The organism is Bacillus sp. SRB_8 (assembly GCF_003264205.1).
Taxonomy (GTDB): Bacteria; Bacillota; Bacilli; order Bacillales; family Bacillaceae_G; genus Bacillus_A; species Bacillus_A mycoides.
The window spans coordinates 1-23,393 of record NZ_NADT01000017.1 but is presented as its reverse complement, the minus strand read 5'-3'; the positions used below and the strand labels follow the sequence as shown (position 1 = coordinate 23,393).

Here is a 23,393-nt window from a genome sequence, read left to right as displayed (position 1 = left end):
CTACATAGTGAAAGATTCGTCCTATAAAGAAATCGTATATAACGTCCCACCTAAAGCGAATGAAGTACGCCCTGTTTCCTCAGAGACAACTAATATAAGTGCATCAATTTTCTCGGATAAGCCAATTGCAGCCCTATGACGTGTTCCTAGCTCAGGATTGATTTCCATGCTTTTTGTTAATGGAAGAATATTAGCTGCTGAGACAATATGATTATTTTTAATGAGAACGGCTCCGTCATGAAGAGGGTTCCCTGGATAAAAAATCGATTCAAGTAGTGGCGCGGTTAAGTGTGCGTTTAATGTCGTTCCAGTTTGAATGAAAGAATCAAGAGCATCACTTCGTTCCACAATAATAAGAGCACCGTGTTTTCGAGCGCTTAAATGTTGGACAGCTGTAGTGATGAAATGTGAACTTTCCGTATAAGGTGATAAATATGCTTGAATATAATATGTAGCTGCTAACGTCTGTACATTTGTTAACATATGATGAATATCTTCCATTTTACATAAAATACATTCATCTTCTTTATCGATTGCATGCTTCATGTTTGATAATTCTTTTTCAGCAATTTCAATCATCTGCTTTGTTTTTATTTTGAGCTCTTCTGACAAGCCCCATTCTTGCATAATCCTCATTCCCTTTGGTGGAGTATTTAACCATAGTGTATACAAATATTTATAGTAAAATCCTGCTAGATTTTAAAAAATATTGAGATTCAGGTTGTTTTTTTCATATAATGAAGGTACGACAGGCGAGAGGAGATGGAAGTATGAATTGGAAACAAGAATTTAGTCGCTGGCTTTCATATGCAGAATTAGACGCAGAATTAAAAGAACAGCTAGAAAACATGAAGCAAGATGAGAAGAAAATCGAGGATAGCTTTTATAAAAATCTAGAGTTCGGAACAGGTGGTATGCGTGGTGAACTTGGTGCTGGTACGAACCGTTTAAATGTATATACAGTTCGTAAAGCAACAAAAGGATTAGCTATGTTTATTGAAAAATTAGGTGAAGAAGCGAAAAAACGCGGTGTTGTTGTCGCGTATGATTCTCGTCATAAATCACCTGAATTCGCAATGGAAGTAGCTGCTACTCTTGGTGCACACGGTATTACAACATATGTATTTGAAAGCTTACGTCCAACACCAGTGCTTTCTTTCGCAGTTCGTCATTTACATACAGCAAGTGGAATCGTTCTTACGGCAAGCCATAATCCGCCCGAATATAACGGTTATAAAGTATATGGTGAAGATGGTGGCCAGTTGCCTCCAAAGGAAGCTGATGAGTTAATTAGCTACGTAAATGCAGTAGAGAATGAATTAACAGTTGAAGTTGCTGATGTTGAGCAATTAAAAGCTGACGGTTTATTACATATAATTGGACAAGAAGTAGATGATGCGTATGCAGCAGAATTGAACAATGTCATTATTAATAAAGAGATGGTGAAAGAAGTAGGAAAAGATTTGAAAATCGTCTTTACACCATTGCATGGAACATCAAATATTTCGGTACGCCGTGGTTTAGAAGAAGTTGGATTTACAGATGTAACTGTTGTAAAAGAGCAAGAGTTACCAGATCCAAACTTCTCTACAGTAAAATCACCAAACCCAGAAGAGCATGCAGCGTTTGCGTATGCAATTCGCGACGGTGAAAAAGTAGGCGCAGACGTGTTAATCGCAACAGATCCTGATGCAGACCGTCTAGGTGTAGCAGTTCGCAATCACGATGGTGAGTTCCAAGTATTAACTGGTAACCAAACAGGTGCGTTAATGCTTGATTACTTATTATCACAAAAGAAGGAAAACGGAACGCTTCCAGAAAACGGTGTTGTTTTAAAAACAATCGTAACGTCTGAAATTGGCCGTACAATCGCAAAAGCATACGGTTTAGATACAGTTGATACGTTAACTGGATTTAAATTTATCGGCGAAAAAATTAAACAGTATGAAGAAAGCGGACAATATGAATTCCAATTCGGTTATGAGGAAAGCTACGGTTATTTAATCCGTCCATTCTGCCGTGATAAAGATGCGGTGCAATCCGTCCTATTTGCATGTGAAGTAGCTGCATACTACAAATCACAAGGTAAAACGTTATACGATGGTCTGCTAGAAGTATTTAAGAAGTATGGGTTCTTCCGTGAGGACCTTGTATCGTTAACGTTAAAAGGAAAAGATGGTGCCGAACAGATTCAAAAGATGATGGCAACATTCCGTGAGAATCCTCCGAAAGAAGTAGCTGGTTTAACAGTCGCTGCAGTTGAGGATTATAAAGAAAGCATCATTACAACGTTACAAGATGGAAATAAGGAAGAGATTCACTTACCGAAATCAAATGTGTTAAAATATCAATTAGAAGATGGTTCTTGGCTCTGTTTACGTCCATCTGGAACAGAGCCGAAAATTAAATTCTACTTTGGTGTACAAGATGATTCCTTACAAAATAGTGAACAAAAGTTACTTACTATTAAAGAAGATATTATGAATCGTTTATAATAGAATAGAATACTACTGATAGGAAAAGGGGAGAACAGCCTCCTCTTTTCTTGTAGTTTTGTTTGATGTAGAGGATTATTACGAGCGAGTGTTATAAATTTGCACTTTACTAAGAGAATTAGAATGAAAAGCGAGGGTATTTGTCATGAAAAAAGTGAGAAAAGCAATTATTCCGGCAGCGGGATTAGGAACACGCTTTTTACCAGCAACGAAAGCAATGCCAAAAGAAATGCTTCCAATTGTAGATAAACCAACAATTCAATACATCGTAGAAGAAGCAGTAAAATCAGGCATCGAAGATATTATTATCGTTACTGGTAAAGGAAAGCGCTCTATCGAAGATCATTTTGATAACGCATTTGAATTAGAGCAAAACTTATTAGAGAAGAAAAAGTATGAGTTACTTGAAAAAGTACAAGCTTCTTCTAAAATGGTAGATATCCATTACATTCGTCAAAAAGAACCAAAAGGATTAGGACATGCTGTTTGGTGCGCACGTAAATTCATTGGTGATGAGCCGTTTGCAGTATTATTAGGCGATGATATCGTTCAAGCTGAAAAACCATGTTTACGTCAATTAATGGACGAGTATGACAAAACACTTTCTTCTGTTATTGGTGTACAAACTGTTCCTGAAGCAGAAACACATCGCTACGGAATTATTGATCCGTTAGAGCAAGAGGGACGTCGTTATCAAGTTCGTCAATTCGTTGAAAAACCAACGCAAGGTACTGCGCCTTCAAACTTAGCGATTATGGGACGTTACATTTTAACTCCTGAAATCTTTATGTTCTTGGAACAGCAACAAGCTGGAGCGGGCGGCGAAATTCAGTTAACGGATGCAATTCAAAGCTTAAATGAAATTCAACGTGTATTTGCTTACGACTTCGAAGGAAAGCGTTATGACGTTGGTGAAAAATTAGGATTTGTTCAAACAACAATTGAAATGGCATTGCAACACCCAGAATTACGTGATGATATGCTAGTAATGATGAAGAAAATTTTAGACGAGCAAATGAAGCAAGAGTCTTAATATAATAAACAAGGAGCTGTTCCTATAGGAACAGCTCCTTGTTTATTATGAAATCGTCGAATGAGAATGCTGATAAGCGGAACGACGTACAGCATAGTATATGCGAGGTGCGATAATAGCGCCGATAATTGTAAACGCAATATCCTTTACTGCGAACCACATCATAATCATCCAGGCAGCTTTATAACTCATATTACCACCCATGAAAATATTGACTGCCCCGTACATATAAGTAGTACCGATAATATACGTTAAAATGATTCCGACGAAAGAAGCAATTGCAAAGGTGCTGAATGTTGGTCGTTCTTTTTGTTCTACTAGTTTTCCTGATACGTAAGCAACGATAATAAATGCGATAATAAAACCACCAGTAGGATCTAAAAGTGCTCCAAATCCAGCTTTGAAGTTAGCGAAGATTGGCGCACCTGCTACTCCAACAAGCATGTAAACAGTCATTGATAATGCCCCAAGTCTACTCCCAAGAAGAAGACCTCCTAAAATTGCGAAAAATGGTTGCATAGATAATGGAATGCCCGCTATTTGTAAGAATGGTGCCCACGATACAATATTTGCACCAATAGCCATAAGAGCGACGAACATGGCAGCTAATGCTAAATCTAAAACATGAAGCTTCTTCATAATGTTAACCTCCAGTTGTGTTTAGGTTAACATTATCGTAGCGAAAATATTTACTTGTTGTCAATCAAAATATTTTGATAAGAAGGCTTTAAATAGTCTCTAAGCAATGTGTATGGAATACGAAACTGCGGAATTCCGCTTGAATAAGGAGCAATTTCATATAAAGAGAAATAAATTACAAGATTATCCGGTTCTAAAAAGTAGTGAAACTTTTTAGTGCTCGTTACTTTTTCGACTGCATCAGGAAAATAAATGCTTTCATTTTGTTTAATTTGTCTTACAATCTCTGTGCGAATTATTTCTTTATATTTATCCTCTTGTTGAAATAAATCGTCTAAGTGTAATAATTTTTTTTCGTTTAAATCAAATGTATTTGCCTTCCACGTATACAGTCCGTGCGCTCCGCCTGTATATTGATAGTAATTCACATATAGGCTGAGGAAAGGTGGTTTGTTTAAAGCTACTTTATAGTCAACATTTGCAACGTATGGATGAAAAGGTGTGCTAGATCCTTCTGTTTCCTCATAATATTTCTTCGCTTCTTTTTCTAATTTACTTTTAAATTTAGTAGTAGAGTTTTTGTAATAGGAATTCAGCTTATTTTGAAATTTTGAATCAGAAAAGTTGTGAAAGGAAGGCCTATTAATTTGATATTCTATATAAGGTTTCTTACCTTTTTGCGTTACAGTCTTAACATTGATTGTCAGGTTGGATGCTTTGGCTGCTATTGCACAATTTGGTACAATAGTCAGCAAGGAGAACATAAGCAATAGTATACAAAATTTCTGTTTCATTTAGGTGAAACCTCCTTATATAAGTGTTATAGGTAGTTTGAAATTAAACAGGTAAAATTATACATTTGATCTAAAGTGAGAGAGGTTGAAAACGATATGTCAAAAACTTTAATGGATTCGCTTGGAATTGAGTTGTTAGAAATGACAGAGGATAAAGTAGTTGCTACAATGCCTGTTGATGAACGCACGCATCAGCCGTTTGGATTTTTACATGGCGGTGCATCTGTTGCATTAGCAGAAACTGTGGCAAGTGTTGGTTCATACAATTTAATTGATCAAGAAAAATGTATTTGTTTCGGATTAGAAATTAATGCAAATCATATTCGCTCAAAGCAAGATGGAATTGTAACAGCAATTGGAACACCGATACATAGAGGACAATCGACAATGGTTTGGGATATTCGCATCATTGATGAAAATGATGATTTACTATGCATATCAAGATGTACAGTAGCAATTAAAGAAAAACGTGAAAAATAGAAAAGAGGCGGCTCTTATGAGCTGCCTCTTTTTTATAATTAGAACTGGATTTTTTTCTCTAAGAAACCTTTTAGTTCGCTAATTGGCATACGAACTTGTTCCATTGTGTCACGGTCACGTACTGTAACAGCTTTGTCTTCAACAGAGTCGAAGTCGTATGTGATACAGAATGGAGTACCGATTTCGTCTTGACGACGGTAACGTTTACCGATAGAACCAGTTTCATCAAAGTCTACCATGAAGTCTTTAGCTAGTTCTGCGAATACTTCAGTAGCACCTTCAGATAGCTTTTTAGATAATGGTAAGATAGCTGCTTTATATGGTGCTAAAGCAGGGTGGAAACGAAGAACTGTACGAGAATCGTTTTCTAATTGCTCTTCTTCATATGCATCACATAAGAATGCTAATGTTACACGGTCTGCACCTAGAGATGGCTCGATGCAGTAAGGCACGTAACGCTCATTCGTTTGTGGATCGATATAGTTAAAGTCTTCGTTAGAGTGTTCCATATGACGTTTTAAATCGAAGTCTGTACGAGATGCAACGCCCCATAGTTCGCCCCAACCGAATGGGAATCTGAATTCAATATCAGTTGTTGCGTTACTGTAGTGAGATAATTCGTCTTCACCGTGGTCACGAAGACGCATGCTTTCTTCAGTCATACCAAGTGAAAGTAACCAGTTTTTACAAGTTTCACGCCAGAATGCGAACCACTCTAAATCTTCACCAGGCTTACAGAAGAATTCAAGTTCCATTTGTTCGAATTCACGTGTACGGAATGTGAAGTTACCAGGTGTGATTTCGTTACGGAAACTTTTACCGATTTGGCCGATACCAAATGGAAGTTTTTTACGCATAGAGCGTTGTACGTTTTTAAAGTTTACGAAAATACCTTGTGCTGTTTCAGGACGAAGGAAGATTTCGTTTGTGCTAGACTCTGTAACACCTTGGAATGTTTTGAACATTAAGTTGAACTGACGGATTTCCGTGAATTCTTGGCTACCGCAATCTGGGCATTTTACTTCATGTTCTTTCATTAAGTCAGCCATTTGGTCGAAAGTAAGACCGTCAACGACCATTTCGATACCTTTTACGTCTAATGCATCTTCAATTAATTTGTCAGCACGGTGACGAGCTTTACATTTTTTACAGTCGATCATTGGATCATTAAAGTTACCAACGTGACCAGAAGCGATCCAAGTTTTTGGGTTCATTAAAATAGCAGCATCTAAACCAACGTTGTGTGGAGATTCTTGAATGAATTTTTTCCACCAAGCTTTTTTGACGTTGTTTTTTAATTCGATTCCAAGTGGACCGTAATCCCATGTGTTTGCAAGACCACCGTAAATTTCAGAACCAGGGAAAACGAAACCGCGATGTTTCGCTAAGTTTACAACTTGTTCCATTGAATACATAATAAAATCCTCCTTTTGAAAGTTAACGTATTTGCGATGACGTGATGGGTACTTTGGAAACGAGCAATATATGCTTTAAAAAACATAAAAAAAACGCTCATCCCAAGGCTTAATCGCCTAGGGACGAGCGTTTGCCCGCGGTTCCACCCTAGTTGATACACAAAATGTGCATCCACTTTATCACGTATTGCTCGAGACTGCCGTTTCCTCGCAGCTTCAGGCTTTCACTATCCCTGAATCGCTTTTTATGCAAGTACTTATAAGTCCGTCATCGCTACTTATATTAATAATAATGAACATATTTTAACACGTTCTTTTTTAAATCTCAATAGAGGAACGTGCCCATCTAGGATAGAGTCTCGCCTATTTTTTCGTTATTTATTCCGTAATTTTGCTTAATATGCTTAATTGCTTCGCGTTTACTAAGCGAGGCAAGTTCGTTATTTTGAACGTATTCCCATACTACATCTGGTTTTGTTTTTGCATATTCGCGAAGGACCCAGCCGATTGCTTTTTGAATGAAAAATTCTTTTGAGGAATGTAGTTGTCCGATAATCCAGAAAAGGAGTTCTTCATCCATTTTTTGTTTATATTTTAGCTGGAATAAAATAGCGGCACGTTGTAACCATATGTTTTCTGATGCAATCCATTTTGGAATATATGCAGAAATTAATTCTGGATGTTTTAAAAAGATAGCACCTAAAAATGTAGGGACGATGCTATCAACAGAATCCCACCAAGATTTTGTGACAATAAGTTCTTCTAAAAATGGGATGTGAGTTTCATTTATGTGTTTTTTATATTTTTGCATGATATCGAGTGCGGCAGCTTGAAATTCACGTTCTGGTAGGTCCCAAAGTTCACGCACGATAATTTGGAAGTCCTTTTTATCTGGGAGAGTATGTATTTGAATTACGTCTTTCAATAACTGTCTTCTCTCAGGAGTTTGAATACCGAGAAACGGGAAGTGATTTTTCATATAACGTGCCATCGGTTCTGCTTTTTCGGGATTTTGATGAGCTGTAAAATGCTCTTGTAATGCCTTTACAAATGGATGCATAGGTATGTACTCCTCTCTCATTATCTTTCTCTTCTTATTATACAAAGAGTTTGGTTAAATTTTAAAACATAACTTGCACTGTAATGAAATATGTTGAGAAGAGAGAGGAGAGGATAAGATGGAAGATCAAGGCGTACTAGCAGGTTTCTTTGCTCTTAGTTTTGCGTTTATGCTTGTTATAATAATTTGGGCAATTATTTCGTATTTGTTAACGGCTTTTGCACTTTATACGATGGCGAAAAATGATGGTGCAACTGATGGTGTTCTTGCTTTTATTCCGTTTATAAATAGTAAGATATGGGGTGATTTAGCGAAAGATAAATTACCAGATTTCTTGAAAGAAGAAGCAGGGTGGAAAGTATTTGGCATATATGTTGGATGCTTCATCTTTAATTTCGTACCAATTCTATATATATTAGCAACAGCTGTATCACTTGTACTGTCTATTTATCTTATCTATGCTATTTTGGATAGATACGGAACGAATTCCATACTATTTACGATCATTCATACAATCACATTTTCGGTTTTCTTGCCGATTCATTTGTTCATTATTCGGAATGAGCCGGTGAGGTATAACGAGTAGGCGTATCAAAGTTGTCGAGCGGTCGATATATTTGGTTCTATAATAATTCGGATATGCTGAAAAAAGAACGAAAGCGCCCTGCTGAGCAGGGCGCTTTTTTCTACTACATAAGATAGCGTAAGTAAATGTAAATATGAGAAATGATTAATGAAACGATCATAATTGGGAAGCCGACTTTAAGGAATTCCATGTAGCTGAATTTATGTCCTTCACGACTTGCGATTCCGGCTACGATTACGTTAGCAGAAGCCCCGATTAATGTTCCGTTTCCACCTAAGCAAGCACCTAATGCTAATGCCCACCATAGTACGTCGATTTGTGCGTCAGAAGGTGATAAACCTAGCCCAACTGCCATATCGTTAATAAGTGGAATCATTGTTGCAACGAATGGAATGTTATCGATTGTTGCAGAGGCGATACCAGATACCCATAGAACAAGGATAGATGCCTGAGAAATATCTCCGCCTGTTATTCCAATTACTTTTTGAGCTAACATTTTGATAAGCCCGATATCAATAAGTCCTCCAACGAGTACGAATAGTCCCGCGAAGAAGAAGATTGTTACCCACTCTACACTTGCGAATACCTCTTCAATTTCATGCTCTTTCACACCGATTAGCATAAGTACAGTAGCGCCAGTTAAGGCGATGATAGCTGCATCAATATGGAAAATGGAATGAGTCATGAAACCTAAAATAGTAAGGCCAAGTACTGTTAAAGATTTCTTCATTAATACTGGGTCTTTAATGTATTGTTTTTCATCTAAGCTCATTAATTTTTTAATTTGTACAGGATCAGCAATTAATTGCTTACGGTACATGAAGTAAAGAATTGTTGCCGTAACAGCAATAATGATGATCACGATAGGTGCTAAGTTGAATAAGAAAGCATTGAAATCTAAATGCTTATTTGCAGAACCAATCATAATATTTGGCGGATCACCAATTAATGTTGCTGTTCCTCCGATATTTGAAAAAATAATTTCAGAAAGTAAATATGGAACAGGATTTACTTGCAAGATGCGCGTAATAGATAAAGTAACTGGAACAACAAGAAGTACTGTTGTAACGTTATCTAAAAATGCGGAACCGAGCGCGGTAAGTAAGGAAAGTGAAATTAAAATTTTAATTGGATTTCCTTGTGCTCCTTTTGCGGCTTTAATGGCAACGTATTGGAAGACACCTGACTTACTTGTAATGTTTACGAGTATCATCATACCGATGAGTAATGTAATTGTTCCCCATTCAATATGTTTCGTAAAGGCATTGTGTAAGTCAACGACCCCTGCAATTACCATGAATGCTGCACCAAGAAGTGCGATGACAGCACGGTTAATTTTTTCAGAAATAATAATGGCATATGTAATTAAAAAGACTGCGATAGCGAAATAATACTGCCAGTTTGCGAGTTCTTGCGTTGTTTCGTGCAAAACTCTCATCTCCTTTCATTCACTTTTCTTAGTGTGTCAAAAAATTAACTAGATGAAACACACATAACGTCATTATAAAGTAGAAAAATGGCGGATGTAAATGAAAGGGTTTATTTTGTCATATTTTCTGCATAGGTCATTTTTTCTTATTTTTAAAAATATTTGTGGGCATCTGACATATATATAAGATACATCCAATCTGAATATTTAAAATCGAATCAGCATTCGAGCTTGTTCGTGTAGGAGTGTCAAATAGAAAGGAATGACAAATATGATAAGGAAGGGATCGTATGGATGAACAACGATTTTTGTTTTTAGACTTTGAGTTTACGATGCCCCAGCATAGAAAAAAGCCAAAAGGTTTTTTCCCAGAAATTATTGAGGTCGGACTCGTTTCAGTTGTTGGTTGTAAGGTGGAAGATACGTATTCATCGCATATTAGACCGAAAACATTTCCGTCTTTAACGGATCGATGTAAAAAATTTTTAGGAATTAAACAGGAAGTAGTGGACAAAGGAATTTCTTTTCATGAACTTGTTGAGAAACTTGCAGAATATGAAAAGAGTGGTAAACCGACAATTGTAACGTGGGGAAATATGGATATGAAAGTCTTAAAGCATAACTGTGAAATGGCGGGAGTAGAATTTCCATTCTTTGGACAGTGTCGTGATTTATCGCTTGAGTATAAGAAGTTTTTTGGAGAGAGAAATCAAACAGGGCTGTGGAAAGCAATTGAGGCGTATGGAAAAGCAGGAACAGGAAAGCATCATTGTGCGCTTGATGATGCGATGACGACATATAATATTTTTAAGTTAGTAGAAAAAGATAAAGAGTATTTAGTCAAACCAGCACCTCCGACATTAGGGGAACTTGTTGATTTTTCGAAAGTGTTAAAGAAAGTGAGTACACAGTAACGACCAAATTGCAAAATATGTAATTTGGTCGTTTTGTTTTTTAAAGTTTGTAATCTTGCTTCAATTGCTGAAGTGTTTCTAGACTACGCCCCGCAAAAGGTGAATCATCTTCAGAAAATGAATTCATTTGAGTTTCTAATGCTAATTTTAGTGACTCTGTATAATCCGGAATTTCCCCTTCATATTTCTTCACCATTTGCTCTGGAATGTTCGTCTGTTCACGAAAAGCTAAAGCACGTCTTTCATGGAAGAATGGTACGTCAGCTTGTTTTACATTATGTAAATCACCTTGCACCGGATGTTTTAAAACAGCTAATACTTTTACGACGTAACTGCCAGGACGGCTATTTGTAATTTCGCCGATGTATTTTCCAGTTTTATAAATACCAGTAACGATTTCACCAATTTCAAATGTTTCTCTCATATTTTTCACCTCAAGTTTATAGTAAGGAAAGTGCGCGAAGGAGTCAAAGAAATCATTCGCTTTCGGAACGCCCCCTTGAGAATATGACAGGCTTCAATTATAATTTAAGATGATAAAACAGAAAATTCTGATGTTTATTCTTACTATAAATTCCCCGATAAGGAGTGTTTCATATGATGCCTTTATATTTTCCTGAAGATAAAACGGAGTATATTATTCCAGGTATTGTTTGCGTTCTATTTATCATCGGTGCGGTCGCTACGTGGCGTATGTTTATTCGTGTATCAAAACGAGAAGCAGAGCGATTACAGAAAGTAGAAGAAAAGCTTTTAGCTGAAAAGAAACGGTAATTCATTTTTGTATGTTTCCCTCTATGCTCGGACAATCTAAGGGCAGAAAGCATTTTGGAGGGAATTGAATGAAAAGACGGCTTTTTTTCAGTTGTTGTTTATTATTTCTAATGGCGGGTTGTGACCAAGGGAAGCCGAAAGAAATTGATGTGAAATTACATAATACTTCAGGTGATGAAGTTGGGACTGCAAAAGTAGCTCAGCAAACAAGTGGAGTGAAAATTACGATTAAAGCGGAAGGCTTTACACCAGGACCACACGGTATACATGTACACGAAATCGGAGAATGTAAAGCGCCTAGTTTCGAATCATCTGGGAATCATTTTAATCCAGATAATAAAAAACATGGGCTCTTGAATCCGAAAGGTGCGGAAAATGGTGATTTACCGAATGTAGTGGCGGATGGTTCTGGAAAGATTAAAGCAGAAATCGATGCTCCGCATATAACGCTTGAAGAAGGAAAAACGACGATTCATAGAAAAGATGGAGCGTCTATTATTATTACAGAAAACGCTGATGATGGTATGACGCAACCAACTGGTAAATCTGGTGGCCGAATTGCTTGCGGTGTTATCGTAAAAAAAGCGTCGGATCTGAAGAAAAAATAGAAGCTACCGTGAATGATAGCTTTTGTTGTAAAACCGCATGATAGTAAGTGGAATTATATCGATTTACCGAAAAAAGGAGGCTATCCCAATATCATTTTGGGATAGCCTCCTTTTTTGTTATGAGAATGTATGGTGTAGTCTGTTTAAAATTTCTTCTAAAACAGATCTAGGACAGCCAATGTTAATTCGGATATGGGCTTCCCCGCCCATTCCGTATTTCTCACCGGGCTCAATGATGATTTTACCTTTCTCTTCAAGCAATGCTGTTCGTTCATCTTGAGAAAGATCCAAGTGGGAACAATCAATCCACAGTAAAAAACTACCTTCTGGTTTAATTACAGAAAGAGTTGGTATGTGATTTTGAATATACTCACAAGCAAATTGAGCGTTATCTTCAACATACAATCGAATTTCATTTAGCCAATCATTACATTCTGTATAGGCACTTTGCATTGCTGTATAAGCAAATGTATTTAATCCGTGGAATCCTTGTCTATATTGGATAGACATAAAGGCATTACGGAGATTTTCATTCGGAATAATAATGATCGATGCTTGTAATCCAGCGATATTAAATGTTTTGCTCGGAGCCATACAAGTAATAGTGCGTGCTGCTAATTCTTCAGATAAAGAAGCAAACGGTGTATGAGTATGGCCTCTATAAATAATATCGGCGTGAATTTCATCCGCGACAACGGTTACATTATATTGCGTACATAACGTACCGAGTTTTGTTAGCTCCTCTTTCGTCCAAACGCGCCCGATAGGATTGTGAGGGCTGCAAAGAAGCATTAGTTTTACACCTTGTTTAAATTGAGTTTCTAGATGCTCGAAGTCTATCTTATATATGCCATTTTGTTTAAATAAGGGACTCTCACATAATTGTCTATTATTTGTTTTGACCATTTCAAAAAATGGTGGATAAATAGGAGGTTGTACTAGTACGGCTTCTCCTTCTTTCGTTATAGCTTGTATGCTCGTACTAAGAGCTGGAACGATACCTGCGCTAAATACAATCCATTCTTTTTGTATTTCCCAATTGTATTGGCTTTTCGTCCAATTACAAATGATATCCCCAATATTTTCAGGAGGAAGTGTATAGCCGAAAATAGGATGTTCTGTGCGTTTTTGTAATGCAGTTTGAATTGGTTTTGGTACTTCAAAATCCATATCGGCAATCCAAGCGTGGATGAGCTCTTCATTTTTATATGTATCCCATTTTGTACTATGCGTTCCGCGACGATTTACCGTTTTATGAAATAGTTGCATATGTTTGCTCCTTTCTTCTGTCAAACTGTTAAGTTATGAAAATTCTCACTCTTCTTATAGAATAGCTGATGTGATACGATAAAGAAAAGCATTAAAAAGTGAAAAGGCGGGAAGCAGATGGGTGCATATGACAAAATGATTGAGGTTGTGAAAAATTGGGATCCGTTTCAAATGGGACCGGAGTTTTATGAAACAGAAGCGAGCGATGTTGTAAACGTCGTAAGTGTGTTTGATGATCCGAAATACATCGCAAAGAAGATTCAACATATATACTTTATGTCTTTTGAAGAAGTACCTGCACTTGAAAAATGCGAAAAATTAGCAGTAGAGTTACTCGTACTAAAAGAAGGCGGAAGTTGTTCGTTATAGGCTGTCGGAATTTACGACAGCCTTTTTGTTTGTTTTCATTTGTGCTGATTGATTAAAGCTTCACTTTATCCCGTTTTAACGGGCAGTAAGACTCCCGCCTCAAAATTCGGTTGAAGCAAAGAGGTTAGGCGAGAAATCAAACTGCCCGTAAAAACCCCCACGGATTAAAGCTTCACTTTATTGCGTCGCAAACGTAATAATTTCTTCATAAACATGATCGGGCTTTTCTTCAGGTAGTAAGTGCCCTGTATTTTCGTAAGAAATGAAAGTTGAATTTGGCAGGTCTTTATGGAGACGGTGTCCTACATGTACAGGGACGACGCGATCTTTTTCACCCCAAATGAGTAATACTGGGGTTTCGATTTTTTGTAATTCAGTTGAAGATAAGTCACCTTCACGGTCTCTTATCATTCGAGTTAAAGCAGGGAATATACGATCATCATAAAAAGGAGCAGCATAGCCTTCCATCATTTCATTGTCAATTAATGAATGGTCATGAACGACATTCATTAAGTTATGGACGATGCCCCTTCGAATAATCCAGTTCTTCACGTATAAGTGGAAGAACGGTAAATAAGAGGAGTACAGTAAAGGTAAGTTTGCGCGTGCTAAATAACTAGAGCTACATAGTAAAATCGTCTTTGAAATTAATTCAGGGCGTAGTCGGTTTACAAAGAGTGAAATTTGTCCGCCCATAGAATGGCCAACTAATACAATATTCGCGAGAGATAAATGTTCGATTAAATCGATAATAATAGCTGCTAAATTGTGATAAGAATATTTAAAGAGATGAGATTTATCACTTTTTCCGAATGGTGGTAAATCAAGGGCAATTACTGTACCTTCCTTTGTTAGTAAAGGAATGAGTCGTCGATAGCTAAATGAGGAAGAGAGGAAGCCGTGAACGAGTACGAAAGTAGGTCGTTCTTTTTTAGTATTATGTTCATACAATTCGTAATGAATAGTAGTCCCGCGAGTGGAAAAAGTGAAGTAAGGGCATTTGCATTCATGGTTCATTTTTTGTCACTCCATTGATTTTTGTTCATATCATCTCCCGGCAAGAAACAAAATATGTTAACAAAAAAAGGCAAGATGACATCGTCATCTTGCCTTTCGCTTATTTATCCCGCATTAACGGGCAGTAGACTCCCACCTCAAAATTCGGCGAATGCGAGGAAGTTAGGTGGGAGATAACTGCCCGTAAAAGCCCGATTGGTGAAGGCTAATAATCAGTGGGGATGGACAAAACCCCCACTGATTAAAGTTTCACTTTATAATTACCCACGCACAATATTAGGTGGTGTTTTTCCTTGTAATCCTGCTACTAAATTTTCAGCAGCTGTCATTGCCATTTGCTGCCGAGTTTTTAATGTTGCAGATCCGATGTGCGGTAAAGTTACAACGTTTTGTAATGATAAGAGCGGATTCTCTTTTTGAATCGGCTCTTGTGTAAATGTGTCGATGCCGGCTGCAAATATTTTCTTTTCTGTTAACGCATGAATTAATGCAGTTTCATCTACTGTTTTCCCGCGAGAAGCATTAATGAAAATTGCTGTTTCTTTCATTAGTGAAAATTCCTTTTCACCGATAAGATGATACGTTTCATCTGTTAATGGAGTAAGAAGAATAATAAAATCAGATTGTTTGATTAAAGTTTGTAAATCACAATATGTAGCATCAAATTTTTGCTCAGCTTCTTCTTTACGGCGACGGTTATAGTAAAGGACATTCATATCAAAGCCGAATTTCGCTCGTTTTGCGACAGCTTCTCCAATTCGTCCCATTCCGATAATACCAATCGTACTATGATGTACATCTAGTCCGAAGTGTTCTTTTCCAATTTCAGCGTTCCATTCACCATTTTTTACATAGGAATTGAGTTCGCAAACACGGCGACCAGCAGATAACATAAGAGCGAAAACGAGATCGGCTACTGTATCATCTAACACATATGGAGTATTCGTTCCGATAACATTTTGTTTCTCCATCGCTTTTAAATCAAAGTTATCATGGCCAACAGAAATGTTACTTACTACTTTTAAATTAGGAGCAACCTGCAATAATTCTTCATTTATAGTAGATCCGAAATTTAATAACCCATCTTTATCTTTTATTTTTTCTAATAGAACATCACGAGGTACTTTCTCGTTTTGATCCCATTTTTCAAAATCACAGTGTTCTGATAAATAGTTTTCTACAAATGTTGGAACTGGTTCGGCAATATATACTTTTGGTTTCACGGTTCCATCCCCTTTCACTTTATCCTGCGTTTTTTCACTTTACCCCGATTTAACGTAACGGACAGTAAGCCTCCCGCCTCAAAAAGCAGCTTAAGCAAAGAGGTTAGGTGGGAAAGCAACGGTCCGTAAAAGCTCGATTGGTTCAAATAATAATCAGCGGGGTGAGTCTTTCCACTGATTAAAGTTTCACTTTATTTTGACATAATTCACTAAAAAAATCTTCTTTTCAAATTGGAAAGAGTATTTGTATAATTTAGACAGAAACTAAAAGGAAGGATGATTTATATGGTGACAGAGAAAGAATTGGAATTATTAGCTTGTCTTGAAAAGAATAGTCGTTTATCTGTAGATACATTAGCGAAGTTGTTAAATATAGAAGTAGAAGAAGTGAAAAAAATGGTTGCGAAATTAGAAAGTGAAAAGATTATCGTGGACTATGTAACACATATCGATTGGACAAAAGTGAAAGAACATACTGGTTTAACGGCGATGATTGATGTGAAAGTTACACCGAAGCGTGGTGTCGGTTTTGATGCAGTAGCTGAACAAATTTATCGCTATTCAGAAGTGAAATCCGTTTATTTAATGTCTGGGACATATGACCTTTCTATTACATTAGAAGGAAAGACGATGGGAGAAGTAGCGATGTTTGTTTCTGAGAAATTAGCAACAATTGAATCTGTCGTTTCAACGACAACTCATTTTATTTTGAAGAAGTATAAACATGAGGGGATTATTTATGAAAAGACAGATGATGATAAGAGAATTGTGGTGACACCGTGAAGCAATTTGACCTATCTAGAGTAGCAGAATCTTTACAACCGTCCGGTATACGAAAGTTTTTTGATTTAGCGGCAAGTATGAAAGGTGTTATTTCACTTGGAGTGGGAGAGCCGGACTTTGTTACACCTTGGAATGTAAGGCAAGCATGTATTCGTTCTTTAGAACAAGGATATACGTCATATACAGCAAATGCAGGATTATTGGAGCTCCGTCAAGAAATAGCAAAGTATCTAAAAAAACAATTTGCAGTATCTTATGATCCGAATGATGAAATCATTGTTACAGTTGGAGCGAGTCAAGCGCTAGATGTAGCGATGCGTGCTATTGTAAACCCTGATGATGAAATACTTATTATTGAACCAAGTTTCGTTTCGTATGCACCGCTTGTTACGTTAGCGGGCGGGGTCCCAGTTCCAGTGGCGACTTCATTAAAAGATGAATTTAAAGTACAGCCAGATCAAATTGAAGCAGCTATTACAACGAAAACAAAGGCAATATTACTTTGTTCTCCCAATAACCCAACAGGCGCAATGTTAAATAAATCCCAATTAGAAAAGCTAGCTGTTATTGTTGAGAAGTATAATTTAATCGTGTTATCGGATGAAATTTATGCAGAGCTCGTATACGACGAAGCATATACGAGTTTCGCGAGTATTAAAAATATGCGTGACCATACGATTTTAATTTCAGGATTTTCAAAAGGGTTTGCCATGACGGGATGGCGTCTTGGGATGATTGCAGCCCCTGTTCAATTTTCAGAATTAATGCTCAAAATCCACCAGTATTCAATGATGTGTGCACCGACGATGTCTCAATTTGCAGCACTTGAAGCATTACGCGGGGGAAATGATGAAGTAATTCGAATGAGAGATAGCTATAAAAAACGTCGTAACTTTATGACGACATCTTTCAATGAAATGGGCTTAACATGTCATGTGCCAGGCGGGGCATTTTATGTCTTCCCTTCTATAGCTTCAACTGGACTATCTTCAGCAGAATTTGCAGAACAATTATTATTAGAAGAAAAAGTGGCTGTTGTTCCTGGAAATGTGTTTGGCGGGAGTGGTGAAGGATTTATTCGTTGTTCGTATGCAACATCGCTTGAGCAACTTATGGAAGCAATGAAGAGAATGGAACGGTTCATAGAGAATAAAAAAAGGACAAAACACAATACGTTTTGTCCATAAAAGGGGGGGAATACTAGAAAGCCATGTGTTAGTATTCTATCCTAATATTGGAGAATTATACGTATTACAGGAAATTTTTTCGTGAATTTTGAATGAGTTCTATCAAAGTGGTATAATTTACTAATATAAGGTGGGAGTATCCTCGGTGTTTTACTTAGGATACTTACCACTAATCGGATATTTAACAATAAATACATCTGCTTTGCTATTTACAATTGTAGAGAAAATGGTAAACGTATGGGAGTGTTTCACATGTCAGAACAATATACAACGGGAGTGGTTGTAACAGGGAAAGTAACTGGAATTCAAGATTACGGTGCATTTGTAGCTTTGGATGCAGAAACACAAGGACTTGTGCATATATCTGAAATCACAAATGGGTATGTAAAAGACATTCATGACTTTTTAAAGGTCGGAGATACAGTAGAAGTAAAAGTACTTTCAATTGATGAAGAACACAGAAAAATGAGTTTATCGTTAAAAGCGGCGAAAAGAAAGCAAGGACGAATTCTTATACCGAATCCATCAGAGAACGGATTTAATACACTGCGAGAAAAGCTAGCAGAATGGATTGAAGAGTCGGAGGTAATAAAGTAAAAGAGGAACGCATATGAGCGTTCCTCTTTTACTGTGACTTATGATATATATATTTGCAAATATGATTGCATGCAATCATATTCGTATGTCGGAGGCGAAAAAGACATACTGACTATTGAATTTCATGTGTTTCTGGGTGAGTACCAAGATTCTCGGATGGTTTAAATAGTAAGCCGAGATTGATAAGCCCAGAAATACCAACGATGCCGTAAATAATACGTGCAAGAGCTGAGTTCTGTCCCCCGAAAATAGCCGCTACTAAGTCAAACTGGAAGAACCCGATCAGTCCCCAGTTAACAGCGCCGATTACAGTGAAGACTAATGCGATACGTTGCAAGGTACTCATGAAAAGCCCCCCCTTAATGTGAAGCGTGAGCAAGCAAGGAGTTAATAAGAAAATTTAACTCCTTTATAGAATGGTATAGTTTTGTTGTTTTTATACATGAAAAATGTACGAAAAACGATGTATATACATCTATACCGAAAAATTCGAATTTTTATGCAAAAAATGAACTTTTTCTAAAAAATAAATAATGGTTACGTTTACAATTGTTGAATCGCTTGATTTACAACTTTAGTTTCGCTAAAGTGAATACAGAAATACATATACATAATTGGAGGGAAAAAGATGAGTACACATGTAACGTTCGACTATTCTAAAGCGTTATCCTTCATCGGTGAAAATGAACTAACTTATTTACGTGATGCAGTAAAAGTAACACATCATGCAATCCACGAAAAAACTGGAGCTGGGAACGATTTCCTTGGGTGGGTAGAGCTTCCGCTTCAATATGACAAAGAAGAATTCGCTCGCATTCAAAAATGCGCAGAAAAAATTAAAAATGACTCTGACATTTTACTTGTTGTAGGTATTGGTGGTTCTTACCTAGGAGCACGCGCAGCAATTGAAATGTTAAACCATTCTTTCTATAACACGCTTTCTAAAGAACAACGTAAAACTCCACAAGTGCTATTTGTTGGACAAAACATTAGCTCCACTTACATGAAAGATTTAATGGACGTACTAGAAGGTAAAGACTTTTCTATTAACGTTATTTCCAAATCAGGTACAACAACAGAGCCTGCAATCGCATTCCGTATTTTCCGTAAATTATTAGAAGAAAAGTATGGAAAAGAAGAAGCACGCAAACGTATTTATGCGACTACAGATAAAGCGCGCGGTGCTTTAAAAACATTATCTGATAATGAAGGCTACGAAACGTTCGTTATTCCAGATGATGTTGGCGGTCGTTTCTCTGTATTAACACCAGTAGGTTTATTGCCAATCGCTGTAAGTGGCCTAAACATTGAAGAGATGATGAAAGGTGCAGCTGCTGGCCATAATGATTTCGCGAAATCAGAACTTGAAGAAAACCCAGCTTACCAATACGCAGTAGTTCGTAATGCTTTATATAATAAAGGGAAAACAATTGAAATGCTTGTTAACTATGAGCCAGCACTTCACTACTTCTCTGAGTGGTGGAAACAGTTATTTGGTGAAAGTGAAGGAAAAGATCAAAAAGGTATTTTCCCATCTTCAGCAAACTTCTCAACTGACTTACACTCATTAGGTCAATACATTCAAGAAGGTCGTCGTGACCTATTCGAAACAGTTCTTAAAGTAGGTAAATCTACACACGAACTAAAAATCGAATTAGACGACAACGATTTAGATGGATTAAACTACCTTGCTGGTGAAACGATAGACTTCGTAAACACAAAAGCATACGAAGGTACATTACTTGCACATAGCGATGGCGGAGTACCAAACTTAATCGTAAACATCCCTGAATTAAATGAGTACACATTCGGTTACCTTGTATACTTCTTCGAAAAAGCATGTGCGATGAGCGGCTACCTATTAGGCGTAAATCCATTTGACCAACCAGGAGTAGAAGCATACAAGAAAAACATGTTTGCTTTACTTGGTAAACCAGGATTTGAAGAATTAAAAGCAGAATTAGAAGAGCGTTTAAAATAATGAAAAGCGATCGGGTCTCCGGTCGCTTTTTATTATTTTATTGAAAGGTACATCGGTATATTCAAACTAGAATGGGTATGCTAAAGGAAAAGTCTAGGAGGGATGGGCTTGATTCCGATTCAATCAAAATTAGAAGGATGTACATATGCGTTATATAAGTTAGAAGAGGTTATGAAACCACTTGGATATAGTATTGGCGGTAATTGGGATTATGATAAAGGATGCTTTGATTATAAAATCGACGAAGAAGAAGGGTATCAATTTTTACGCGTACCATTTACAGCGGTGGATGGGGAACTAGATGTGCCTGGTGTAATAGTCCGTCTTGAAACACCGTATATTCTTTCGCACGTATATCAAGACGAACTAGATGATAATGTTAATGCTTTAACAGCTGGAACGAGTGGATTGGATCAATTTGCGGAGCCGCAAGATCCAGATGGAGATGTGAAAAGAAAGTATGTCAATATTGGTAAAGTATTGGTACAAGAACTAGAAAATCATTTTTTTAATGGTGAATAACGATGAGTAGGTCGCTTTCGATGAGAATGAAAGAATGAACTGGATTGATCATATATTGTTCGTCGCGCTTTACACCTAGTAAGAGAATGTTTTGCTTTAAAAGAGTATAGCTACAATTTGCAAAGGATTGTCCGGTGCAGGACGGGGGAATCTCCATCAGTTGTAATTTGTTATCAGAGATTTCATCGTAAAGTGAGAATAGTACACCTGAAATGGAAGGGAATAAAAGAGAAGCGGTAAATACATAGCTCGTTAATTTATTTCCTTCTATAATTTCTGATACGCCAGCTCTCGTTGCATTTTGGATTTGTTCAGAAGTAAGAAGTTCAGCGATGCAGTGAATGTTTGGATTAAGTCCTTTTGCAGTTAAAATATTTAAAATGGACTGTGTATCTGCTAAGCTTTCGTTCTTCTCTTTATCCGCTGTTATTAATATAGTGTGAGCTGTTGTAATGTTAGCTTTTAATAAAGTTTGATCGTGATGCGGACAACCTTTTATAAATTCTAAATGATGAAATGGCTTTGGAAGTAAAGAAAGTGTTTCATCAATTAAAACGATATCAAGGTTCGGTTGTAATATGTGCATTTGTTTTACAACATGTTTTGCACGCTCATTCCAGCCAACGATAATCATATGACCATTAGAGGTAGCAGCTGCTTCACCCTTAATTCTCATATATTGTTTATTAATCATGTCGGTAGCGAATAGAACCATATAATAAGAACAAAATCCCGTTCCTAATAAAATAATACATATACCAATAAGTTTTCCTATCGTTGTATGGGGGGCGAAATCGCCGTATCCAACGGTGAAAATGGTAACGATTGACCACCAAACCCCGTCGAACCATGTGGTGAAGTGAGATGGCTCTAATATATGTATAAGAAAGCCGGAGAAGGTAGTAAGTACAATAATAAAACAAATTAAACGAAAAATAATGGAATCACGAAATGTATCTACTAAATTCGGACGGGATTTCAAGTTCCTATTCCTCCTTACTTTTCAGGACTACATTCATTGTTACCATTATAGAAAAAAGAAAAACTCTCTAATTAAAAAGAGAGTTCATTTCATAATTAATACATACTTTCAACTTCAGTTTGTTGAACACTTTCAAGATGCTGAAGAGCATAATAAACATCAGCAGTATGTCTTTTTTGATCGATAGACAATTTTAAATGTAAATAGTGCGAACCATTTTCCAATGTTTTGAGCTTCATGTTCTTAACTTTTATATCCATTTCTTTTATTTCTTCAATTACGGTCGGGATATTGTCCATATTTCGTACAACGAGTTTCACTGCGATATCACGTTGGCGAAATGATCTAGGACCGACGTATTTCATCGCTAATGGTATAAGTTCTACACTAATCATAAGGAAACACATTCCGAAAATAGCCTCGATATAGAAACCAGCTCCAACGGCAATGCCGATGCCAGAAGCACCCCAAATCATAGCGGCGGTCGTTAACCCCGCAATACTATCGTTTCCTCTGCGTAAAATTACACCGGCACCTAAAAAACCAATTCCTGATACAATTTGAGCGGCAAGTCGAAGTGGATCCATATTCATATGATCGGTATGTGGTAAGTTGTAAGCTGCTTTAATAGAAACAATAGTTAGGAGGCAACTAATAATAGAAATAACTAAACATGTTTTTAAGCCGAGTGGTTTACGTTTTAATTCGCGCTCTAAACCGATAGCGAATCCTAAAATAGCCGAGAGACCTAGTTTTATTAATAAGTCGGTGTAGTCCATGTATATTCCTCCTTGTATGATATGGTATATGAATAAAACGTTTATCCCACTATTTGCGGGCAGTCAGCCCCGCCTCAAAATTCGCCGAATGCGAGAAAGTTAGGTGGGAGACGACTGCCCGTAAATGCCCGATTATTAGCCTTCACTTTATATAGAAAGAAACGTTTTTTGACAGAGTGACTTTCTATAGAATATATGTAGGAATTACTTAGAAATGAAAGAGATGTTTCGTTTAAGTATATGATATTAAAAAAGAAATGTAGTTGGTTTCAAAAAAGTTTTCAAAAGGTGTTGCATTTCATTTTTTCACATGATATATTAATAAACGTCGCTGATGCAGAAACGCAGAAAACGACAAAAAAGAAATTGAAAAACATAGTTGACATCGAAAAATGAAGATGTTAATATGATGAAGTCGCTTCTGAAGTGGCAGATAAGTTCTTTGAAAACTGAACGA

Annotated in this window: 26 protein-coding genes; 13 read left to right on the top strand and 13 right to left on the bottom strand. The window is 36.9% G+C overall.

The window, feature by feature from the left end:
• Nucleotides 1-21: 21 nt before the first annotated feature.
• Nucleotides 22-627 (bottom strand): sporulation-specific diadenylate cyclase CdaS, encoded by a 606-nt coding sequence (cdaS, locus tag B5P40_RS09225; protein WP_002067925.1) that lies wholly within the window; start codon nt 625-627, stop codon nt 22-24.
• A 143-nt stretch (nt 628-770) separates the two neighbouring features.
• Between cdaS and B5P40_RS09220 the strand changes: the two genes are divergently transcribed.
• On the top strand, nt 771-2,495 hold the full coding sequence (locus B5P40_RS09220) for a phospho-sugar mutase (protein ID WP_113709186.1): 1,725 nt from the start codon (nt 771-773) through the stop codon (nt 2,493-2,495).
• Between the two features lie 145 nt (nt 2,496-2,640).
• The gene (gene galU, locus B5P40_RS09215) at nt 2,641-3,528 is read left to right on the top strand and encodes a UTP--glucose-1-phosphate uridylyltransferase GalU (protein WP_002191055.1); all 888 of its coding nucleotides are present in this window, start codon (nt 2,641-2,643) and stop codon (nt 3,526-3,528) included.
• A gap of 45 nt (nt 3,529-3,573) precedes the next feature.
• Here the strand turns inward: galU and B5P40_RS09210 are convergent, their stop codons facing one another.
• Both B5P40_RS09210 and B5P40_RS09205 read right to left on the bottom strand, forming a co-directional pair.
• Nucleotides 3,574-4,167 (bottom strand): biotin transporter BioY, encoded by a 594-nt coding sequence (locus tag B5P40_RS09210; RefSeq protein WP_002191054.1) that lies wholly within the window; start codon nt 4,165-4,167, stop codon nt 3,574-3,576.
• A gap of 50 nt (nt 4,168-4,217) precedes the next feature.
• The gene (locus tag B5P40_RS09205) at nt 4,218-4,961 is read right to left on the bottom strand and encodes a DUF3298 and DUF4163 domain-containing protein (RefSeq protein ID WP_002129698.1); all 744 of its coding nucleotides are present in this window, start codon (nt 4,959-4,961) and stop codon (nt 4,218-4,220) included.
• 96 nt (nt 4,962-5,057) lie between these two features.
• Between B5P40_RS09205 and B5P40_RS09200 the strand changes: the two genes are divergently transcribed.
• A complete protein-coding gene (locus tag B5P40_RS09200) occupies nt 5,058-5,441 on the top strand; it encodes a hotdog fold thioesterase (RefSeq protein WP_002145111.1) in 384 nt (127 codons plus the stop codon).
• 38 nt (nt 5,442-5,479) lie between these two features.
• Here B5P40_RS09200 and B5P40_RS09195 read toward each other — a convergent pair whose 3' ends face one another.
• Nucleotides 5,480-6,856, bottom strand: a complete 1,377-nt coding sequence (locus B5P40_RS09195) for a glycine--tRNA ligase (protein WP_002034552.1) — start codon at nt 6,854-6,856, stop codon at nt 5,480-5,482.
• Nucleotides 6,857-7,202: 346 nt separating this feature from the next.
• The gene (locus B5P40_RS09190) at nt 7,203-7,916 is read right to left on the bottom strand and encodes a DNA alkylation repair protein (protein WP_002034554.1); all 714 of its coding nucleotides are present in this window, start codon (nt 7,914-7,916) and stop codon (nt 7,203-7,205) included.
• Between the two features lie 118 nt (nt 7,917-8,034).
• Between B5P40_RS09190 and B5P40_RS09185 the strand changes: the two genes are divergently transcribed.
• Complete coding sequence (locus B5P40_RS09185; RefSeq protein WP_002034556.1) at nt 8,035-8,502, top strand: hypothetical protein; 468 nt, start codon at nt 8,035-8,037, stop codon at nt 8,500-8,502.
• Nucleotides 8,503-8,605: 103 nt separating this feature from the next.
• Here B5P40_RS09185 and B5P40_RS09180 read toward each other — a convergent pair whose 3' ends face one another.
• Nucleotides 8,606-9,931 carry an ArsB/NhaD family transporter gene (locus B5P40_RS09180; protein WP_002145115.1) on the bottom strand — a complete coding sequence of 442 codons (1,326 nt, stop codon included), beginning with the start codon at nt 9,929-9,931 and terminating at the stop codon, nt 8,606-8,608.
• A 290-nt stretch (nt 9,932-10,221) separates the two neighbouring features.
• Here B5P40_RS09180 and kapD point away from each other — a divergent pair, with 290 nt between their 5' ends.
• Entirely contained in the window at nt 10,222-10,845 is a 624-nt protein-coding gene (kapD, locus tag B5P40_RS09175) for a 3'-5' exonuclease KapD (protein ID WP_002034559.1), read from the top strand.
• Nucleotides 10,846-10,885: 40 nt separating this feature from the next.
• Here kapD and kapB read toward each other — a convergent pair whose 3' ends face one another.
• Entirely contained in the window at nt 10,886-11,269 is a 384-nt protein-coding gene (gene kapB / locus B5P40_RS09170; protein WP_001209324.1) for a kinase-associated lipoprotein KapB, read from the bottom strand.
• A gap of 173 nt (nt 11,270-11,442) precedes the next feature.
• Here kapB and B5P40_RS32740 point away from each other — a divergent pair, with 173 nt between their 5' ends.
• Both B5P40_RS32740 and B5P40_RS09165 read left to right on the top strand, forming a co-directional pair.
• The gene (locus B5P40_RS32740; protein WP_000982764.1) at nt 11,443-11,619 is read left to right on the top strand and encodes a hypothetical protein; all 177 of its coding nucleotides are present in this window, start codon (nt 11,443-11,445) and stop codon (nt 11,617-11,619) included.
• A gap of 68 nt (nt 11,620-11,687) precedes the next feature.
• Nucleotides 11,688-12,227 (top strand): superoxide dismutase family protein, encoded by a 540-nt coding sequence (locus B5P40_RS09165; RefSeq protein ID WP_113709185.1) that lies wholly within the window; start codon nt 11,688-11,690, stop codon nt 12,225-12,227.
• A gap of 117 nt (nt 12,228-12,344) precedes the next feature.
• Here B5P40_RS09165 and B5P40_RS09160 read toward each other — a convergent pair whose 3' ends face one another.
• Nucleotides 12,345-13,496, bottom strand: coding sequence for a MalY/PatB family protein (locus B5P40_RS09160; RefSeq protein WP_113709184.1), 1,152 nt, complete (start codon nt 13,494-13,496; stop codon nt 12,345-12,347).
• Nucleotides 13,497-13,613: 117 nt separating this feature from the next.
• Between B5P40_RS09160 and B5P40_RS09155 the strand changes: the two genes are divergently transcribed.
• A complete protein-coding gene (locus tag B5P40_RS09155; protein WP_002015854.1) occupies nt 13,614-13,865 on the top strand; it encodes a YugE family protein in 252 nt (83 codons plus the stop codon).
• A gap of 177 nt (nt 13,866-14,042) precedes the next feature.
• Here B5P40_RS09155 and B5P40_RS09150 read toward each other — a convergent pair whose 3' ends face one another.
• Together B5P40_RS09150 and B5P40_RS09145 are read right to left on the bottom strand one after the other, a co-directional pair.
• Nucleotides 14,043-14,882, bottom strand: coding sequence for an alpha/beta fold hydrolase (locus tag B5P40_RS09150; RefSeq protein WP_002089283.1), 840 nt, complete (start codon nt 14,880-14,882; stop codon nt 14,043-14,045).
• 260 nt (nt 14,883-15,142) lie between these two features.
• Nucleotides 15,143-16,123, bottom strand: a complete 981-nt coding sequence (locus tag B5P40_RS09145; protein WP_002034537.1) for a 2-hydroxyacid dehydrogenase — start codon at nt 16,121-16,123, stop codon at nt 15,143-15,145.
• Between the two features lie 267 nt (nt 16,124-16,390).
• On the opposite strand from B5P40_RS09145, the gene B5P40_RS09140 reads away from it, so the two are divergent.
• From B5P40_RS09140 to yugI, 3 genes are all read left to right on the top strand, one after another.
• Nucleotides 16,391-16,888: an Lrp/AsnC family transcriptional regulator gene (locus tag B5P40_RS09140; protein ID WP_002129688.1), complete on the top strand. Its 498-nt coding sequence runs from the start codon at nt 16,391-16,393 to the stop codon at nt 16,886-16,888.
• Nucleotides 16,885-18,075, top strand: coding sequence for an aminotransferase (locus B5P40_RS09135; protein ID WP_113709183.1), 1,191 nt, complete (start codon nt 16,885-16,887; stop codon nt 18,073-18,075). Before B5P40_RS09140 ends, B5P40_RS09135 begins: the two co-directional genes overlap by 4 nt.
• A gap of 252 nt (nt 18,076-18,327) precedes the next feature.
• On the top strand, nt 18,328-18,672 hold the full coding sequence (gene yugI, locus B5P40_RS09130) for a S1 domain-containing post-transcriptional regulator GSP13 (RefSeq protein ID WP_002015848.1): 345 nt from the start codon (nt 18,328-18,330) through the stop codon (nt 18,670-18,672).
• Nucleotides 18,673-18,784: 112 nt separating this feature from the next.
• On the opposite strand, the gene B5P40_RS09125 is transcribed toward yugI, so the two are convergent.
• The gene (locus B5P40_RS09125) at nt 18,785-19,018 is read right to left on the bottom strand and encodes a DUF378 domain-containing protein (RefSeq protein WP_002034535.1); all 234 of its coding nucleotides are present in this window, start codon (nt 19,016-19,018) and stop codon (nt 18,785-18,787) included.
• 282 nt (nt 19,019-19,300) lie between these two features.
• Here B5P40_RS09125 and B5P40_RS09115 point away from each other — a divergent pair, with 282 nt between their 5' ends.
• Both B5P40_RS09115 and B5P40_RS09110 read left to right on the top strand, forming a co-directional pair.
• On the top strand, nt 19,301-20,653 hold the full coding sequence (locus tag B5P40_RS09115; RefSeq protein WP_002015845.1) for a glucose-6-phosphate isomerase: 1,353 nt from the start codon (nt 19,301-19,303) through the stop codon (nt 20,651-20,653).
• Nucleotides 20,654-20,761: 108 nt separating this feature from the next.
• Nucleotides 20,762-21,175, top strand: coding sequence for a YugN-like family protein (locus B5P40_RS09110; protein WP_002131278.1), 414 nt, complete (start codon nt 20,762-20,764; stop codon nt 21,173-21,175).
• Here the strand turns inward: B5P40_RS09110 and B5P40_RS09105 are convergent.
• Together B5P40_RS09105 and B5P40_RS09100 are read right to left on the bottom strand one after the other, a co-directional pair.
• Nucleotides 21,162-22,157 (bottom strand): potassium channel family protein, encoded by a 996-nt coding sequence (locus B5P40_RS09105; protein WP_113709182.1) that lies wholly within the window; start codon nt 22,155-22,157, stop codon nt 21,162-21,164. The two genes, B5P40_RS09110 and B5P40_RS09105, sit on opposite strands and share 14 nt — an antisense overlap.
• A 95-nt stretch (nt 22,158-22,252) precedes the next feature.
• Complete coding sequence (locus tag B5P40_RS09100) at nt 22,253-22,936, bottom strand: MgtC/SapB family protein (protein WP_002034530.1); 684 nt, start codon at nt 22,934-22,936, stop codon at nt 22,253-22,255.
• Nucleotides 22,937-23,393: the final 457 nt, after the last annotated feature.

What these genes read in the sequence shown, in the direction of transcription:
- cdaS (WP_002067925.1), bottom strand. Translation starts at nt 627, where the DNA reads ATGCAAGAATGGGGCTTGTCAGAAGAGCTCAAAATAAAAACAAAGCAG.
- B5P40_RS09220 (WP_113709186.1), top strand. Translation starts at nt 771, where the DNA reads ATGAATTGGAAACAAGAATTTAGTCGCTGGCTTTCATATGCAGAATTA.
- galU (WP_002191055.1), top strand. Translation starts at nt 2,641, where the DNA reads ATGAAAAAAGTGAGAAAAGCAATTATTCCGGCAGCGGGATTAGGAACA.
- B5P40_RS09210 (WP_002191054.1), bottom strand. Translation starts at nt 4,167, where the DNA reads ATGAAGAAGCTTCATGTTTTAGATTTAGCATTAGCTGCCATGTTCGTC.
- B5P40_RS09205 (WP_002129698.1), bottom strand. Translation starts at nt 4,961, where the DNA reads ATGAAACAGAAATTTTGTATACTATTGCTTATGTTCTCCTTGCTGACT.
- B5P40_RS09200 (WP_002145111.1), top strand. Translation starts at nt 5,058, where the DNA reads ATGTCAAAAACTTTAATGGATTCGCTTGGAATTGAGTTGTTAGAAATG.
- B5P40_RS09195 (WP_002034552.1), bottom strand. Translation starts at nt 6,856, where the DNA reads ATGTATTCAATGGAACAAGTTGTAAACTTAGCGAAACATCGCGGTTTC.
- B5P40_RS09190 (WP_002034554.1), bottom strand. Translation starts at nt 7,916, where the DNA reads ATGCATCCATTTGTAAAGGCATTACAAGAGCATTTTACAGCTCATCAA.
- B5P40_RS09185 (WP_002034556.1), top strand. Translation starts at nt 8,035, where the DNA reads ATGGAAGATCAAGGCGTACTAGCAGGTTTCTTTGCTCTTAGTTTTGCG.
- kapD (WP_002034559.1), top strand. Translation starts at nt 10,222, where the DNA reads ATGGATGAACAACGATTTTTGTTTTTAGACTTTGAGTTTACGATGCCC.
- kapB (WP_001209324.1), bottom strand. Translation starts at nt 11,269, where the DNA reads ATGAGAGAAACATTTGAAATTGGTGAAATCGTTACTGGTATTTATAAA.
- B5P40_RS32740 (WP_000982764.1), top strand. Translation starts at nt 11,443, where the DNA reads ATGATGCCTTTATATTTTCCTGAAGATAAAACGGAGTATATTATTCCA.
- B5P40_RS09165 (WP_113709185.1), top strand. Translation starts at nt 11,688, where the DNA reads ATGAAAAGACGGCTTTTTTTCAGTTGTTGTTTATTATTTCTAATGGCG.
- B5P40_RS09160 (WP_113709184.1), bottom strand. Translation starts at nt 13,496, where the DNA reads ATGCAACTATTTCATAAAACGGTAAATCGTCGCGGAACGCATAGTACA.
- B5P40_RS09155 (WP_002015854.1), top strand. Translation starts at nt 13,614, where the DNA reads ATGGGTGCATATGACAAAATGATTGAGGTTGTGAAAAATTGGGATCCG.
- B5P40_RS09150 (WP_002089283.1), bottom strand. Translation starts at nt 14,882, where the DNA reads ATGAACCATGAATGCAAATGCCCTTACTTCACTTTTTCCACTCGCGGG.
- B5P40_RS09140 (WP_002129688.1), top strand. Translation starts at nt 16,391, where the DNA reads ATGGTGACAGAGAAAGAATTGGAATTATTAGCTTGTCTTGAAAAGAAT.
- yugI (WP_002015848.1), top strand. Translation starts at nt 18,328, where the DNA reads ATGTCAGAACAATATACAACGGGAGTGGTTGTAACAGGGAAAGTAACT.
- B5P40_RS09125 (WP_002034535.1), bottom strand. Translation starts at nt 19,018, where the DNA reads ATGAGTACCTTGCAACGTATCGCATTAGTCTTCACTGTAATCGGCGCT.
- B5P40_RS09115 (WP_002015845.1), top strand. Translation starts at nt 19,301, where the DNA reads ATGAGTACACATGTAACGTTCGACTATTCTAAAGCGTTATCCTTCATC.
- B5P40_RS09100 (WP_002034530.1), bottom strand. Translation starts at nt 22,936, where the DNA reads ATGGACTACACCGACTTATTAATAAAACTAGGTCTCTCGGCTATTTTA.